This is a genomic window from Mariniluteicoccus flavus (assembly GCF_054776655.1).
In genome coordinates this window covers 46498-61626 of the sequence record NZ_BAAHBN010000002.1, presented here as the reverse complement: position 1 = coordinate 61626, position 15129 = coordinate 46498, and the positions used below count along the sequence as shown (strand labels likewise).

Annotated in this window: 12 protein-coding genes and 3 pseudogenes; 8 read left to right on the top strand and 7 right to left on the bottom strand. The window is 71.6% G+C overall.

The window, feature by feature from the left end; translation table 11 throughout:
- Positions 1–75: 75 nt before the first annotated feature.
- Positions 76–738, bottom strand: a pseudogene (locus ACYVAG_RS04250) (ABC transporter substrate-binding protein); the annotation flags it as partial.
- 341 nt (positions 739–1079) lie between these two features.
- Between ACYVAG_RS04250 and ACYVAG_RS04245 the strand changes: the two are divergent.
- From ACYVAG_RS04245 to ACYVAG_RS04225, 5 genes are all read left to right on the top strand, one after another.
- Positions 1080–2105, top strand: coding sequence for a LacI family DNA-binding transcriptional regulator (locus tag ACYVAG_RS04245; RefSeq protein WP_460767015.1), 1026 nt, complete (start codon positions 1080–1082; stop codon positions 2103–2105).
- A gap of 141 nt (positions 2106–2246) precedes the next feature.
- On the top strand, positions 2247–2597 hold the full coding sequence (locus tag ACYVAG_RS04240; protein WP_460767013.1) for a hypothetical protein: 351 nt from the start codon (positions 2247–2249) through the stop codon (positions 2595–2597).
- Positions 2591–2968 (top strand): family 16 glycosylhydrolase, encoded by a 378-nt coding sequence (locus ACYVAG_RS04235; RefSeq protein WP_460767011.1) that lies wholly within the window; start codon positions 2591–2593, stop codon positions 2966–2968. Before ACYVAG_RS04240 ends, ACYVAG_RS04235 begins: the two co-directional genes overlap by 7 nt.
- Positions 2965–5046 (top strand): beta-galactosidase, encoded by a 2082-nt coding sequence (locus tag ACYVAG_RS04230; RefSeq protein WP_460767008.1) that lies wholly within the window; start codon positions 2965–2967, stop codon positions 5044–5046. Before ACYVAG_RS04235 ends, ACYVAG_RS04230 begins: the two co-directional genes overlap by 4 nt.
- A 49-nt stretch (positions 5047–5095) precedes the next feature.
- The gene (locus ACYVAG_RS04225; protein ID WP_460767005.1) at positions 5096–5896 is read left to right on the top strand and encodes a glycoside hydrolase family 16 protein; all 801 of its coding nucleotides are present in this window, start codon (positions 5096–5098) and stop codon (positions 5894–5896) included.
- Between the two features lie 137 nt (positions 5897–6033).
- Here ACYVAG_RS04225 and ACYVAG_RS04220 read toward each other — a convergent pair.
- Positions 6034–7406 (bottom strand): annotated as a pseudogene (locus tag ACYVAG_RS04220) (GH1 family beta-glucosidase).
- A 253-nt stretch (positions 7407–7659) separates the two neighbouring features.
- Here ACYVAG_RS04220 and ACYVAG_RS04215 point away from each other — a divergent pair.
- Entirely contained in the window at positions 7660–8817 is a 1158-nt protein-coding gene (locus ACYVAG_RS04215) for a DUF1727 domain-containing protein (protein ID WP_460768022.1), read from the top strand.
- Positions 8814–9551, top strand: a complete 738-nt coding sequence (locus tag ACYVAG_RS04210; protein ID WP_460767003.1) for a type 1 glutamine amidotransferase — start codon at positions 8814–8816, stop codon at positions 9549–9551. Before ACYVAG_RS04215 ends, ACYVAG_RS04210 begins: the two co-directional genes overlap by 4 nt.
- Before the next feature lie 11 nt (positions 9552–9562).
- Here ACYVAG_RS04210 and ACYVAG_RS04205 read toward each other — a convergent pair whose 3' ends face one another.
- From ACYVAG_RS04205 to ACYVAG_RS04185, 5 genes and pseudogenes are all read right to left on the bottom strand, one after another.
- Positions 9563–10102: an MGMT family protein gene (locus tag ACYVAG_RS04205; protein ID WP_460767000.1), complete on the bottom strand. Its 540-nt coding sequence runs from the start codon at positions 10100–10102 to the stop codon at positions 9563–9565.
- Between the two features lie 17 nt (positions 10103–10119).
- Positions 10120–12291: a xanthine dehydrogenase family protein molybdopterin-binding subunit gene (locus tag ACYVAG_RS04200; protein ID WP_460766997.1), complete on the bottom strand. Its 2172-nt coding sequence runs from the start codon at positions 12289–12291 to the stop codon at positions 10120–10122.
- Positions 12288–12590, bottom strand: a complete 303-nt coding sequence (locus ACYVAG_RS04195) for a hypothetical protein (protein WP_460768020.1) — start codon at positions 12588–12590, stop codon at positions 12288–12290. The genes ACYVAG_RS04200 and ACYVAG_RS04195 overlap by 4 nt, the downstream gene beginning before the upstream one ends.
- A gap of 93 nt (positions 12591–12683) precedes the next feature.
- Positions 12684–13279, bottom strand: a pseudogene (locus ACYVAG_RS04190) (FAD binding domain-containing protein); the annotation flags it as partial.
- Positions 13276–13812 carry a 2Fe-2S iron-sulfur cluster-binding protein gene (locus tag ACYVAG_RS04185; protein WP_460766994.1) on the bottom strand — a complete coding sequence of 179 codons (537 nt, stop codon included), beginning with the start codon at positions 13810–13812 and terminating at the stop codon, positions 13276–13278. The gene ACYVAG_RS04185 and the pseudogene ACYVAG_RS04190, both read right to left, overlap by 4 nt.
- A 126-nt stretch (positions 13813–13938) precedes the next feature.
- Between ACYVAG_RS04185 and ACYVAG_RS04180 the strand changes: the two genes are divergently transcribed.
- Positions 13939–15123: a TIGR04053 family radical SAM/SPASM domain-containing protein gene (locus ACYVAG_RS04180; protein ID WP_460766990.1), complete on the top strand. Its 1185-nt coding sequence runs from the start codon at positions 13939–13941 to the stop codon at positions 15121–15123.
- Positions 15124–15129 lie beyond the last annotated feature (6 nt).

The following is a 15129-nucleotide window of genomic DNA, read 5'->3' as shown; positions in this document are numbered from 1 at the left end:
GCCCACCATGCCGGTCGCCCAGTAGCCGTAGAAGACGTTCGGGCAGCGCTTGGCGACGAACGACGCCCAGTCCTCACCGTCCGGGTTCGGGTCGAGCGAGTTGTAGCCGACCTTCGCCGTGGTGACGTCGAGGAACCACTGCACCATCCTGCGCGCCTCGGGCGTGGTCATGTCGAGCTTCTTCATGTCGCTGGAGAAGATCGAGCCTCCGAACGACGCCATGATGGCCAGGAACGAGTCGAGCGACGGCGACACCGAATAGAGGCCCGTCTGGACGAAGCGCTGACCGTCGCGCTTGACCATCTTCTTGCCGTTCTCCAGCAGCTCCTCGTAGGACCACGGCTTGTCGGCCGTGGGCTCGGCGACGCCGGCGGCCTCGAGGATGTCCTTGCGATACCACCACATGGAGTCGATCGAATAGTCCTTGACGACGCCGTAGCGGGGGCCGACTCCCTGCTTGGTTCCCTCGACCCGCCACACGTCGTTGACCTTCGCGAGCTTGCTCGGGTTGAGGATCGAGCTCGCGTTGAAGCGGGCGTCGAGGTTCTCCGCGAGCTTCTTCTGCACGAGATAGGGGGTGGACGCCGCCCCGGAGTCGCGCACGAGGTCGGGCGGGTTGCCCGCCGCCAGCATGGCGTTCAGCGTGGTGGCGTCGTATTTCACGAACTGCACCGAGATGCCGGTGTCCTTGGTGAAGGCCGCGAGCGCGTCGGCACCGACCTCGGTGTCCTTGCCCATGATCGTGATGCGGGTGCCGCCGCCTCCAGCGGCGGGGCCACCCCTCCGGGGCTCTTGCTCGTGCTGCAGCCGGTGGCCGCCATCGTCGCGATGGCCGCAGCCCCCGCAAGGAAACCTCGGCGCGGAACACTCCTGCCCGAAATGGCTGACATCAGGACCCTCACTTCCTCATTGAAGAGTGGTGCATCGTTCACCGCGGTGCATCCACAGTGGTTTTGTGTGTAGGTTTCGCGGTGTAGCGGTAAACCCTACCTCTCGAAGTATGCACACGAGATCGCTACACTTGCAACCCTTGCGCCAACATGTGTCGCACCGGCGCGACGACAACGAGGAGGCCCACCATGGCACGACTGGTGGATGTGGCGGCCCGCGCGGGCGTGAGCCCCATGACGGTGTCCAACGTGCTCAACGGCAGGCGCGCCAAGGCCTCCGCAGAGGTCATCGACCGCGTGAACAGGGCCGTGAAGGAACTGGGCTACGTGCCCAACCGCAGCGCCCGTTCGCTCGCGCGCCGCAGCACGACCGACCTTGTCGCCCTGGTCTCCCTGGCGGGCGAGAAGTCCGAGGGCATGATGAGCACGCCGTCGTCGGCCGACCTGATCCGCCACATCGAGGAGCACATCCGCCTCCGGGGGTCCTTCCTGATGATGCGCACCGTCGACGGCTTCGCCGATGTGGCGACCGAGGTCGGCTCCTGGAAGCCCGACGGCATCATCTTCACGCCGATGAGCGCCCGCGACGCGACCCACCTCAGCTCCACCCTGGAGATGCCGACGGTCTTCCTCGACAACTACTCCACCGGTGAGCGCTGCACCATCGTGCGGCAGGCCGACGAGCAGGCGGCGTACGAGGCCGTCACCCACCTGGCCGAGCTCGGCCACACCCGCATCGCGATCGCCGGCGAGGTCGGGTTCGACTACGACGTGATCGACCGTCGCCATGCCGGCTACCTCCGGGCGATGACCGCCATCAACGGCCGCAAACCCCTGAAGAAGAACGAGATCCGCTGCACCAACAGCTTCGAGGGCGGCATCACGGCGGGTCGCCGCCTCGCCCGCCGGGCCGACGAGTTCACCGCCGTGCTGTGCACGTCCGACCTCATCGCGATCGGCATCATGGAGAGCCTGCGCAACGCGGGCGTACGCGTGCCCCACGACGTCTCGATCATGGGCATGGACGACTCGGAGTTGGCCAAATATGTCACCCCGAAGCTCGCCACCGTGGCCGAGGACATCGACACCAAGGCGGCGCGGGCCGTCGAGCTCCTCTTCGCGCAGATCGGCGGCGACACCGACGCCCGCGGCACGAAGGTGGTCGTCCCCACCTCGATCCGCGACCGCGAGAGCGTCCGCCCGCTCGACGCGTAGGCGACCGCTCCGCGGGGCCACTTCCGCACCGGGTCTTGACAGCCCCCCGGCGCATGGGCGAGGTTTATCGTTACACTCACGGTTCGGTGAACAACCTCACTCGCACCGCGACGTCAACGACGATCTCGCACTGGAGGCTCCGTGCCCACGACCACCTTCCGCTCCGCCCCCTTCGACCTGGGGGTCACCGACCCGAGCGCGACCGCTGCGCAGGTGCACGGCTGGGGCCCGCCCACCCACGAGGACCTGTTCGACGGCGGCGCCGTCGACGACACGCTGTGGCGCCGCTATGACGAGCCCGGCCACGTCGGGAACGGCCTGCGCAGGCCGGAGCAGATCACCGTCGTCGACGGCCACCTGCGCATCACCGGTACGCCCGGCGGCAACTCGGGCGGCATGGCCTGGCGCCGGGGCCAGATGTATGGCCGCTGGGAGGCGCGCGCCCGCATGTGGCAGGTGGATGCGGGCAACAAGCCCTACCACCCGTGCTGATCACGTGGCCCGACAGCGACGTGTGGCCCGACGACGCCGAGTACGACTTCATGGAGACCGACCTGGGCTCGGCCGGGATGGGCGCGTTCATGCACTACGGGGACGGCTCCGCCGAGGGCGCGCACTACGAGTACCGCACGTCGGTCGGCATCACGGAATGGCACAACTACGCGTTCGAGTGGGCGCCGACCCATCTCGCCGGCTTCATCGACGGCGTCGAGTGGTTCCGTTGCACGGAAGCGAATGCGCAGGCCCCCGGTCCGATGCACGGCACCGTGCAGCTCGACAATTTCTTCGGCGACGACATCCTCAACGAGGGCTATCTCGAACTGGACTGGTATCGCGTGTGGGACTGGCCCAGCGGACGATGACCATGCACCTCGGCGCCCAGCTCTTCATCGAGCCCGATGACTCGGCCGACGACGTCCGGCGACGGGTCGCCGTCGCCGCCGAGCACGGGCTGACGACGCTGCGTACGTTCCTGTTGTGGCCGTGGCTCGAGGCCGAGCGCGGCCGGCTCGGCCTCGAGCTCCACGACGTCGCGTTCGACGCGGCCGCGGAGCACGGGATCGGCATCCGCGCCACACTCTCGCCCGAATCGCGGCCGTGGCACCTCGGCGTGACGGGCCTGGTGCAGTCGACGCCGCCGATCTTCCCCGCCGCCGTCGGTGTGCGCGACGCCGTGGACGAGTTCGTGGGTCGCTGCGTCGACCACTTCGCTGACCACCCCGCGCTGGCCCAGTGGGTGCTCTGGAACGAGCCGCAAAGGCCCTTCCCCGGCAGGGATCCGCGCGACTGGTCGCCGGGCGAGGCCCGCATCCAGCGCGAGCTCCTCGAGGACCGCTATGGGTCGATCGAGGCCCTCAACCGGGCGTGGCTGACCGGCTTCGCCTCGTTCGCCGAGGTGCCCCACCCCAGTCGGGTCGCCGCCGGTGGCGACGGGAGCTCGCCCTTCTGGCCCTACGACGCGTGGCGCACGGAGGCCGACGTGCGGGCGGCTGCCCTGGCCGAGGAGGTCCGCCACATCGCGGCGATCGTGCGCGAGCACGACCCGCGTACGCCCATCTCCCTGAACCCGCCCGGCCCGCTGGACAACCAGGCGGGCTGCGGCTTCGACCTCGACGAACTCGCGGGGGTGCCGGACGTCATGGGCGGCAGCATCCACGCGCCCTGGCACCTCACCTTCGCCCCCGCCACCGACCACCTCGGCCTGATCGGCGTCGGGGTCTCGCTGCTGCGGTCCCTCCACTCGCAGGGCCGCGCCGAGCTCACCGAGATGCAGGGCGGCCAGGTCACGCAGGGCGCGCCCGGCAGCCAGGGCATCGCCGCCCAGGACGTCGCGTCGGCGTACGCGGTGGCGGCGTTCGCCGGAGCGGAGGCGACCATCACGTGGAGCCTGGACCCGCGTACGCGGGGCTTCGAGGCCGGTGACTGGGCCATGGTCGGCGAGGACGGCGTCACACCCGGGCCCGCGCTGCCGCTCGCGCGGCGGACCGCCGACGCGCTGCGCCGCCTCGACGAGGCGCTTCCCGGCTGGCGCCCGGTGGAGCCCGAGATCGTCGCCGTGGTCGACCGCGCGGCGCAGACCCAGGACTGGGTCGCCGCGATGACCTCGTCGGACGCGTGGGGCGCCGACGCCTATCGCGGCCCGCGCGGTGCCGCGCGCGTCGCCCTGGCGGCCCAGCGCATGGGACGACCCGCCGCCGTGGTCACCGCCGCCGCGCTCGCACGACGGAAATCCCTTGCGGGCTTGACGATCGTGGTGCCGCAGGTCGCCGCACCCAGCGATGTCCTCGTCGCCCAACTCGGGCGCGCGCTCGACCACGGCGCGCGGGTCGTCATCGACGCGCGGTCGCTGCGGTTCGGCGACGACTGGCGGCTCGCGCGTGGCGCCGGGCCCGCCCTGGTGGCCGAGTTGGGCGTGACCGCCCTCTGGCTGCGCTCCCCCTCGCTGGGCGCCGCCGCGTGGGCGGTCAGCGTCGGCGGGGGCGAGGTCGGTCGTGTGCCCGGACCGTTCGCCACCGTCGAGACCGACGAGGGGTGGACCGTCGACGCCGGGTGCGCGGTCGCCGGAAGCCCCTTGTTGCTCAGCGACCCCGACCGCCACGTCAGCCTGGTGACGACGGCCCTGGGGTGGGACACCCCCGAGGCACTCGTGCGACGCATCGTCGGCGACCCCGGCGAGGTCGCACCGCTCGACCCGTCGGCCCACGTGCAGGTCGTCGAGGCCGACGAGGGGCGGGCGTACCTCGTCGTGCGACCCGAGGCGACCGCCGGGACGCCGCTCGCGGTGCGCGCCCCGCGCGGGACCTACCTCGACCTGTGGAGCGACACCAGGCTCGCGACCGACGGGGCGGGCACGTTGACGCTGCCCGCCGGTCAGGCGCTGGCCCTCCTGCTGCCGTCACGCGCGCCGGACGAGACGGACGAGGAGTCCGCTGCTCGTTGATCCGCAGGGCCACTGATCTCCCCCACCCCAACCGGAGAAAGGAAAACCCATGAAGGAAGAACAGCACGCATCGATCGACCACGAGAACGAGGACGGCACGGCGCTGAGCCGTCGTGCCCTCCTGGCCGGCACGGGCGCCCTCGGGCTCACGCTCGCCGGCGGAGGACTGGCGGCGGCCGCGCCGTCGGCCCAGGCGGCGACGGCCGGCGAACTGCTCGACTGGGGAACCCCGGTCTGGTCCGACGACTTCACCGCGGGCTCGATCGACCCCAACAAGTGGGCCGTCTACAGCGGACCGGGCCACGCCGGCAACGGCCGCAGGCTGCCCGAGCTGGTGGGTCCGTGGAACGGCCACCTGCGCATCACCGGCCTGCCCAACGGCGATTCGGGAGGGCTGTCGATGAAGTTCAGCCAGAAGTATGGGCGCTGGGAGGCCCGGGCCCGCATGTGGCAGGAGACCAGCAACGCGCAGCCCTATCACCCGGTGCTGCTGCTGTGGCCCGACTCGGAGAAGTGGCCGGACGACGGCGAATACGACTTCGCCGAGACCAACAACGGGTCGTCGTCGATGGGCGCGTTCCTCCACTATCCGAACGGAACCCCGGCGGGCGGCCAGGTCGAGTTCCACCAGGCCGTCGACATCGCGTCGTGGCACAACTACGCGATCGAGTGGGCGCCGGACCACATCTCCGGCTACATCGACGGCGTGGAGTGGTTCCGCACCACGGACCCCAAGGTGCAGGCCCCCGGGCCGATGCACGCGACGGCCCAGCTCGACAACTTCCACGGCGGGCAGACCCACAACAAGGGCTACCTCGACGTGGACTGGTATCGCGTGTGGACGCTGTGACCCCGCGTACGTGAGCGGCGTCCACGCGGACGAGGGTCACTGAAAAGTGCGCACCTGCGCGCAACACGCCGGCCGATCAGTTCGATGGCCCGCGGAATGCGCACAGGTGCGCACTTTTCACATGAGGTACGCAGAACTCAGCCCCGCGCCGCCCGGATGTGGTCGGCATACCACCGGCCGCTATCGCGCACCGTGCGCTCGCCGGTCGCATAGTCCACGTGGACCAGCCCGAAACGCTTCGCGAAGCCCAGGCTCCACTCGAAGTTGTCCATCAGGCTCCAGCAGAAATAGCCGTCGACACCCACGCCGGCATCGCGCGCCGCGAGCGTCGCCGCGATGTGGTCGCGCAGATAGTCGATGCGTCGCTCGTCGTGCACGAGGCGCTCGTCGGCGTCCCCCTCGGTCGCGCTCACCGCGATGCCGTTCTCGGTGACCATCCACCGCTGCCCCGGATATTGCTCGTCCAACGCGACCAGCATCTCGGTGAGTCCGCTCGGGTCGATCGGCCAGCCCATGTCGGTGCGCGGGCCCGGCATCGGCACCGACTCGACGTGCTCGCAGCCCGGCAACGAGGTCCCGGCCGCGCGGCCGTGGCGCACCACGTTCGGGCTGTAGTAGTTCAGCCCCACCGCGTCGAGCGGCTGGTTGGCGATGGCGAGGTCGCCGTCGCGCACGAAGCCCCAATCGCTGTACGCCTGCGTCAGCCGCAGCACGCGGTCCGACATCGTCCCCGCCAGCATGGGGTCGAGGAAGATCTCGTTGTGCAGCGACGCCAGGTCCAGCGCGGCCTCGATGTCGGCCGGGTCGTCGGTGGCCGGCCGAATGCGCTGCGGGTTCACGGCGACCGAGACGTGCGCGCCGGGGTGGGCCGCCCTGATCGCCTGCACGCCGAGACCGTGTGCGAGGTTCACGTGGTGGGCCGCGGCCACCGCCTTCCCGGCGTCGCGCACGCCCGGGGCCCCGGTCCCCTCCCAGTGGCCCGACCAGACGATGCAGCCCGGCTCGTTGATGGTGATCCAGCGCGGCTCCAGGTCACCGAGGAGCTCGGCCATCGCCCCCGCGTACTCCGCGAACAGCTCGGCCGTCCGCCGCGACGCCCAGCCGCCGGCCTGCTGCAGCGTCTCCGGGAGGTCCCAGTGATTGAGCGTCACGAACGCCTGGATTCCCTTGCTGCGCACGGCTTCCAGCAGGTTGCGATAGAAGGCGACGCCCGCGGGATTCGCGGCGCCGAGACCCTCGGGCGAAGTCTGCGGGAACACCCGCGGCCACGAGGTCGACAGGCGATAGGCCGTCAGCCCCAACTCGCTTATGAGCTCGACGTCCTCGGCCCACCGGTGGTGGTGGTCGCACCCACGCTCGGGTCGTCACCCCCCAGCACGTTGCCGGGGACCTGGCAATAGGTGTCCCAGATCGAGGGCGCGCGGCCGTCGGCATCGACGGCGCCCTCGACCTGGAAGGCGGCCGTGGAGGCGCCCCACCAGAAGGGCTGGTCTGCAGTGTTCGTAGGCATGGTTTAACGCTACACCGGCGGTCTCGTGTGTCAATACCCCACCGCCCAGCGGGCCGCCTCCCACGCCCCTTCCCGCCGATGCGGAACAATGGACCCCATGCCTTCAGCAGATCTGTCCCGGCGCGCGATCCCGGTGCGTCACTCGCTGGTCGACCGCGTACGCCTGGCCGCGGCCACGACGGCCGGCGCCGCCGCGGCCACCGCCTCGCGCCTCGCGCGCCGGGGCTCGGGCGCGTCGATCCGCGGCCAGGTCATGCAGCGCATCGACCCGCGCGGGCTCGAGAAACTGCTCCAGGGCCGCCGCATCGCCGCCGTCTCCGGCACCAACGGCAAGACCACGACGACCCACCTGCTCGCCGCGGCCGTACGCGAGGGCCTCGGCCCCGACGCCAGCCGCCTCGTGACGAACGCTGATGGGGCGAACCTCCACTACGGCATCGCGTCGGCGCTGAGCCAGCAGCCGCGCGCCGACCTCGCCGTGCTCGAGACCGACGAGCGCGTCGTCGCCGACCTCGTCCGGCTGGGCCGCCCGGAAGTCCTTGTCCTGTTGAACTTCAGCCGCGACCAGCTCGACCGCCACCACGAGATCAAGTCGCTCGGCCGCTCGTGGCGGCAGGCGCTCGACGCCGCCGGAGCCTCCGGCCCGACCGTCGTCGCCAACGCCGAGGAGCCCCTGATCGTGTGGGCCGCGCGCGGCGCGACGAAGGTCGTCTGGGTCGACACGTTCACGGTCTGGCAGCAGGACTCGTCGTTGTGCCCCGAGTGTGGCGCCGGCATCGTCCGCGAGCAGCCCGACGCCGAGGCCGGCACGCGCGGCACGTGGCGCTGCAGCGGCTGCGACCTCGCCAAGCCCAGCTCGACCTGGCGCGTGCAGGGCGACCGCATCATCGACCCCGACGGCGTCGCCCACGATCCAGCGCTGCAGGTGCCGGGCTCGTTCAACGTGTCCAACGCCGCGTTGGCCCTCGCCGCCGCCGCCGAGCTGGGCGTCGACGCCGAGACGGCTCTGCGCGGCATGCGTACGGTCACCTCCCCCGCCGGCCGCTTCGCCACCACGCGCTTCGGCGACACGACCGCGCGCCTGCTGCTGGCCAAGAACCCCGCCGGCTGGGCCGAGGCGCTGCCGATCATGGCGACCGACACCGTCGTCCTGGCCATCGACTCGGTGGCCGCCGACGGCAAGGACGTGTCGTGGCTGTGGGACGTCGACTTCGAGCAACTCGCCGGCAAGACCGTCGTCGCTTCGGGACCGCGCGCCCACGACCTCGCGATCCGCCTGCTGTATTCCGACGTCGACCATCGCGTCGAACCCGACCTCGCCGCCGCTCTCTCCGGCCACCCCGACCCGGTCGACGTGATCGCGACCTACACCCCGTTCCAGAAGCTGCGGAAGATGGGAGGCCTCGCATGAGCAAGGCGCTCGAGATCGTGCTTGTCTATCAGTCGCTGCTCGGCATCTATGGCGACCAGGGCAACGCCAAGGTGCTGCTCAAGCGCGCCCAGTGGCGCGGCATCGACGCCCGCCTGACCATGGTCGAGCCCGGCGACGCGCTGCCCGACTCGGGCGACATCTTCGTGCTGGGCGGCGGCGAGGACGGCGCCCAGACGTCGGCGGTGCGCGCTCTGACCAAGGACGGCGGCCTCCACCGCGCCGCCGACCGCGGCGCCGTGATCTTCGCCGTGTGCGCGGGCTATCAGATCATGGGCCACTCGTTCGGCGTCGGCGACGCCGACGACCTCCGCGACGGGCTCGGCCTGCTCGACGTCACGACCACCCGCGGCCCGCAGCGCGCGGTCGGCGAGGTGCTCCACCGGTGGACGGGCCCGGGCGCACCGGCCGGGGACGCCGCGTACCTCACGGGGTTCGAGAACCACGGCGGCTGGACCCACCTGGGTCCCGACGCCACGCCGCTCGCGACCTGCGAGATCGGCATCGGCAACGACGACTCCGGCACCGAGGGCGCGGTGCAGGGCACCGTGATCGGCACCTATCCCCACGGCCCGATCCTGCCGCGCAACCCCGCGCTCGCCGACCACCTGCTGGAGCTCGCGCTGGGCCACGAGATCGACCCGCTGCCGAACCCGACCCACGACGAGCTGCGGCGCCGCCGCATCGCCTGGGTGCGGGAGCAGCGGCGCGGCTGAACCCACACGGTTCAGGAGCGGTACGCGAGCCCCGCCCGCTCGAGCGCCTCGTCGAGCTCGCGCAGGGCCTTCGGTCCCATGCCGTGCAGGGCGGCGAGGTCGGCGCGCGTCCACGTGGTGACGTCCTCGAGGGCGCGTACGCCGGCCTGGGCCAGCGCGCGGTGGGCCGGCTGCGACATGGTCGGCAGGGCGAGACCGGCGTCGGCGAGGACCTGCGCGATCGCCCGCTCGTAGTCGGCGGCGAGGCGCTCGAGGTCGGCACGGAAGTCGGCGATGCGACAGCCGAGGCCGTTCGGCTTCACCGTGATGCCCTCATCGGCCCACCGCGCGAATGCCTTCTGGCGCAACCCTTTCGGGACGTCACCCGAGGCGTTGGTGATGCGCCACCAAGCGACGTCGGATCCGTGGCGCGCCATCACGTTGCCCACCCACCGCGGCCCGCGGCCGACGATCTCGCCCACCTGGCCGTACGCGACCACGCGCCCGGGCGGAACCTGGTCGGCGCAGACGAGGACGCGCTCGATCCAGAGCTCGGTGGAGGGGCTGCCCATGGACGGCAGCCTAGAGGTCAGCCCCGGTCGTGCTCCTCCGCCAGCAGTCGCGCCGGCGTGAACGGCATCTCGCGCAGCCGCACCCCGGTCGCGTTGAACACCGCGTTGCCGATGGCCGCCGGCGTGCCGACCATGCCCATCTCGCCGATGCCCTTCGAGCCCTTGGCGCCGAACATCGGGTCGTGTTCGGCCAGGAACTCCACCTCGATCTCGGGCACGTCGGCGTGGGCCGCCACGTGATAGCCCGCGAGGTCATGATTGACGACGTGGCCGAACCGCGGATCGCGATAGGACTCCTCGTGGAGCGCGGCCGACATCGCCATCGTCATGCCGCCGAGCATCTGGCTGCGGGCGGTGCGGGGGTTGATGATCGTCCCAGCCGCATACACCCCCAGCAGCCGGCGTACGCGGACCTCCGCCGTCACCGCGCTCACCGCCACTTCGGCGAAGTGGGCCCCGAAGGCGTGCCGCGAAAATTTGCTCGCCCCGCGGGGAGGGCTGCCCTGGGCCGTCGCCGAGGCCCCCTCGGCGGGCTGCGTACCGTGCTTCTTCCGGAACTTCTCACACGCGGCGACGACGGAGTTGCCCCACTCGTAGGTGCCGGCGCTGCCGCCGGCGACCCACGCCAGCGGCGTGCCGGTGCGGCCGATGTCGGTCTCGACCTGGTCGACCGGGACGCCGAGGGCGTCGGCGGCGATCTGCGGCAACACCGTGTGGGCGCCGGTGCCGATGTCGGAGGCCTGCAGCGCGACGACATAGCGGCCGCCGGTGAACGTGACCTTCGCGAACAGCGAGACCATGTGCTGGTTGGGGAAACACGCCGACGCCACGCCGAGGCCGACCTGCCACTCCCCCTCACGTCGCTGGCCCGGCGCCTGCCGGTCCGCCCAGCCGAAGCGCTCGGCGCCGGTCTCGAGACAGGCCACGAGGTTGCGCGTGCTCCACGGCTTGTCGTTCTCGGGGTCGACCGCCGGCTCGTTGCGGAGCCGCAGCTCGATGGGGTCCAGGCCGCAGGCGTGGGCGAGCTCGTCCATCGCGCTCTCGAGCGCCCACATGCCGGTGAAGTCGCCGGGAGCACGCATCCAGGTGTCGGGCGGCACGTCGAGCTCGACGGTGCGGTGGACGGTGCGGCGGTTGGGGGTCGCGTACATCATGCGCGACGCCCAGACCGACTGGTCCACCCGGGGCTTGAGCTTCGCGGTGGCCTGCGTCGACACGTGCTCCACGGCGACCAGGTGCCCCTCGGCGTCGGCGCCGAGCCGCACGTGCTGACTGCTCTCGCCCCGGTGGCCGACGGTGCTGAACATCTGCTGCCGGGTGATCGCCATCTTGACCGGCCGCGGGCTGACGGACTTCGCGGCCAGCGAGGCCAGGACGATGTGGGGATGGGGCACGGCCTTGCCGCCGAACCCGCCGCCCACGTACGGCGAGATGATCTCCAGCTGGTGCGGCAACAGCCCGAGCAGCGGCGCGAGCAGGCCGCGCGGGAACAGCGGACCCTGGTTGCTGTCGAACAGCGTGAGGCGGGTCTCCCGCGGGTCGAGCCGGGAGGCGGGCGCGTGCCAGACGGCGATGACCGCGTGCGGCTCCATCTGCGCGTGGAACTGGCTGGGGTGGGCATATTCCTCGTCGACGCGGTGGGTGGCCGCCGCCCAGCCCGCGGCGGGGTCGCCCCTGGTCTCGGAGCCGGGCTTCATGAGCACCAGTTTCGGGGTCTTCGCCGCGGGGTCGTGGGGGTCGAAGACGACCTTGGCGGGCGACGCGTCATAGCTGACCTCGACCAGCTCGGCCGCCTCGCGCGCGGCCTCGGGTGTCTCGGCGACGACGCCCGCGACGATCTGGCCGTGGTGGTGGACATCGGCGTTCTGGAGGATCCACAGGCCCGCGTCGCTCTTGACCCGCAGCTTGGGCGCGTCCTCATGAGTGAGGACGCGGAGCACGCCCGGCACCCGCCGGGCGGCGCTCGTGTCGATGGCCGTGATGCGGCCGCGCGCGATCGTGGACGTGACCGCCCAGAGATAGCAGGGGTCGTCGACGTCGTGCTCGTAGGCGTAGGGGGCGGTCCCGGTCACCTTGAGCGGCGCGTCGACGCGGCGACGGTCGGTGCCGACGCTCGGTTGCCGCGCTGACGTGGGCGCGGGGGCGGTGGGCGTGGGAGCGGTGTCGGCCGGACGGGTCTCGGTGGTCATCGGCGGTCTCCCTGCGTGAGCTGCTCCAGGACCGCGACGACGGTGCGGCGCAGTTGGGGGATCTTGAAGGCGTTCTCGGGACCGGGCTCGGCCTGCACGAGCTCGGCGTCGATCGCGGCCGCGAAGGACTCGGCCGTGGCGGGGCGCCCGCGGAGCGCCTCCTCGGCGACCAGTGCCCGATGGGGCTTGTGGGACACCCCACCGAGACCCAGCCGGACGTCGCGGACCTCGCCGTCCTCGACGTCGAGGGCGGCAGCGACCGAGACGAGCGCGAAGGCGTACGACGCGCGCTCGCGCACCTTGCGATAGCGCGAGCGTGTCGCCCATGGAAGCGCCGGGATCTCGATCGCGGTGATCAGCTCTCCCGGCTCCAGATTGGTGTCACGTTCGGGCGTGTCGCCGGGGAGGCGGTGGAAGTCGCCGAACGGGATGGTCCGCTCGCCGCCCGCCCCGACGACGTGCACGAGGGCGTCGAGGGCGGCCAGGGTACGCAGAGGTCCGACGGGTGCACCGCCACGCACTGGTCTGAGGCGCCGATGAGGGCGTTGCAGGTGCCGAAGCCCGCGACCGCCGAGCAGCCCGTCCCCGGCTCGCGCTTGTTGCACGGGGTCGAGAAGTCCTGGAAATAGACGCACCGCGTGCGCTGCAGCAGGTTGCCGGCGGTCGACGCCATCGCCCGCAACTGGCCCGAGGCGCCGGCGAGGAGGGCCTCGCTGAGGAACGGGAACCGCTGCCGCACCAGCGGGTCCATGGCGAGGTCGGCGTTGCGGACGTTCGCGCCGATGCGCAGCCCGCCGTCGGCCGTCTCCTCGACGCCGCCGAGGTCGAGCCGGTTGATGTCGACGACGCGGTCGGGTCGGCGGATGTTGAGCCTGAGGTGGTCGACGAGGTTGGTTCCTCCGGCGAGGAAGGCGGTGTCACGACCGTCGCCAGCCGCCTCGAGGGCCTCGGTCACGGAGCCGGCGCGGGTGTAGTCGAAGGCCTTCATGCCTGGCCCCGATCGCGCGCGAAGTCGCCGACGGCGGCCACGATGTTGGCGTACGCGGCGCAGCGGCAGAGGTTGCCGCTCATGCGTTCCCGGATCTCGTCGGGGGTGAGCCGCACCGGCCCGAGGTCGGACACGTCGTCGGTCACGTGGGACGGCATGCCCGCCCGCGCCTCGGCGAGCATTCCCTCGGCGGAGCAGATCTGGCCCGGGGTGCAATAGCCGCACTGGAGGGCGTCGCGATCGACGAACGCCTCCTGGAGGTCGCCGAGGTCGCCGACGGCGCCGAGCCCCTCGGCGGTGGTCACCCCGGCGCCGTCATAGGACGCCGCCAGGGCGAGGCAGCTGACGATCCGCCGCCCGTCGGCGATCACGGTGCAGGCGCCGCACTGGCCGTGGTCACAGCCCTTCTTCACCGAGGTGACGCCGAGCCGGTCACGCAGCGCGTCCAGCACGGTGACGCGGGGGTCGAGGACGAGATCGTGGGGGCGCCCGTTGACGGTGAGCGAGACCGGGACCGAGGACGGCTGTGGCATATGTCGACAATCTCACAGGCCCTCGAATGCCCGGTCGGGAGGTCACGCACCCTGTGACCAGAACCACCCCGCGTACGCTGCCCCCTTTTCTACTACACGGCGTAGTTTATTGGCGGAGGTAAGCCCATGACCGCGACCGCGCACCATCACCACCCCGTCGTCCGCACGCTCCACCACGACGTCAACGACCGGCCCCACCTCGTTGTCTGGGAAGTGACGCGCGCGTGCCAGCTGGCCTGTCGCCACTGCCGCGCCGACGCGTTCACGCGGCCGGACCCGCGTCAGCTCACGACCGACCAGGGCAAGGAGCTGCTCGACGACCTCGCCGCGTCGGGCACGCCCCGGCCGATGGTCGTCCTGTCGGGCGGCGACGCGTTCGAGCGCGACGACCTCGAGGAGCTGATCGCGTACGGCACCTCGCTCGGCCTCGCGATGTCGCTGTCCCCGTCGGTCACCCCCCTGCTCACCGACGCGCGCCTCGCGAGCGTGCGCGGGGCCGGCATCAAGGCGTTCTCGCTGTCGCTCGACGGCGCGACCGCCGCGACCCACGACGCGTTCCGCGGCTTCTCCGGCACGTTCGACGCGACGCTCGAGGCGGCGAAACTCGTACGCAGGCACGGATTCCGGTTCCAGGTGAACACCACGATCACGAAGGGCAACGTGCATGATCTGCCCGCGGTGCTGGAGACGGTCATGGGGATGGAGGCCCACATGTGGTATCTCCTCTTCCTCGTCCCGATGGGCCGCGGCGCCACGATGCAGGCGCTCGACCCCGACGAGATGGAGGACGTGCTGCACTGGCTCCACGACGTGTCGGACCGCATCGCCGTGAAGGTCACCGAGGCCCCCAACTATCGCCGCGTGGCCCTGCAGCGCGACCAGGCGCGCGAGGCGGGCGAGCCCATGCCGCCCACCGGCGAGCTCCACGCGCGCCTCACCGCCGACACCCTAGCTCGGCTGGGCGAGCCGACCCACCGCCGGCCGCCGCGTCCGCCGATCGGCGTGAACTCGGGACGCGGCTTCGCGTTCATCGACCACGTCGGCCACGTCCACCCGTCGGGGTTCCTCCCCCACGACTGCGGCTCGATCCAGGACACGCCCTTCAGCGAGATCTATCGCACCGCCCCGATGATGCAGGCGCTGCGCGATCCGGCGGGCTACACCGGCAAGTGCAGCGTGTGCGAGTTCAACTGGATCTGCGGCGGGTCGCGGGCGCGGGCGTACGCGATGACCGGCGACCCGCTGGGATCGGACCCGACGTGCGTCCACGTGCCGGAGGGCTGGACGGCCTTGCAGGCAACGGGACCCTGAGCCTCA

Excerpts from the sequence above, each read along its gene's own strand:
- ACYVAG_RS04245 (WP_460767015.1), top strand. The coding sequence starts at position 1,080 with ATGGCACGACTGGTGGATGTGGCGGCCCGCGCGGGCGTGAGCCCCATG.
- ACYVAG_RS04230 (WP_460767008.1), top strand. The coding sequence starts at position 2,965 with ATGACCATGCACCTCGGCGCCCAGCTCTTCATCGAGCCCGATGACTCG.
- ACYVAG_RS04225 (WP_460767005.1), top strand. The coding sequence starts at position 5,096 with ATGAAGGAAGAACAGCACGCATCGATCGACCACGAGAACGAGGACGGC.
- ACYVAG_RS04215 (WP_460768022.1), top strand. The coding sequence starts at position 7,660 with ATGCAGCGCATCGACCCGCGCGGGCTCGAGAAACTGCTCCAGGGCCGC.
- ACYVAG_RS04210 (WP_460767003.1), top strand. The coding sequence starts at position 8,814 with ATGAGCAAGGCGCTCGAGATCGTGCTTGTCTATCAGTCGCTGCTCGGC.
- ACYVAG_RS04205 (WP_460767000.1), bottom strand. The coding sequence starts at position 10,102 with ATGGGCAGCCCCTCCACCGAGCTCTGGATCGAGCGCGTCCTCGTCTGC.
- ACYVAG_RS04200 (WP_460766997.1), bottom strand. The coding sequence starts at position 12,291 with ATGACCACCGAGACCCGTCCGGCCGACACCGCTCCCACGCCCACCGCC.
- ACYVAG_RS04185 (WP_460766994.1), bottom strand. The coding sequence starts at position 13,812 with ATGCCACAGCCGTCCTCGGTCCCGGTCTCGCTCACCGTCAACGGGCGC.
- ACYVAG_RS04180 (WP_460766990.1), top strand. The coding sequence starts at position 13,939 with ATGACCGCGACCGCGCACCATCACCACCCCGTCGTCCGCACGCTCCAC.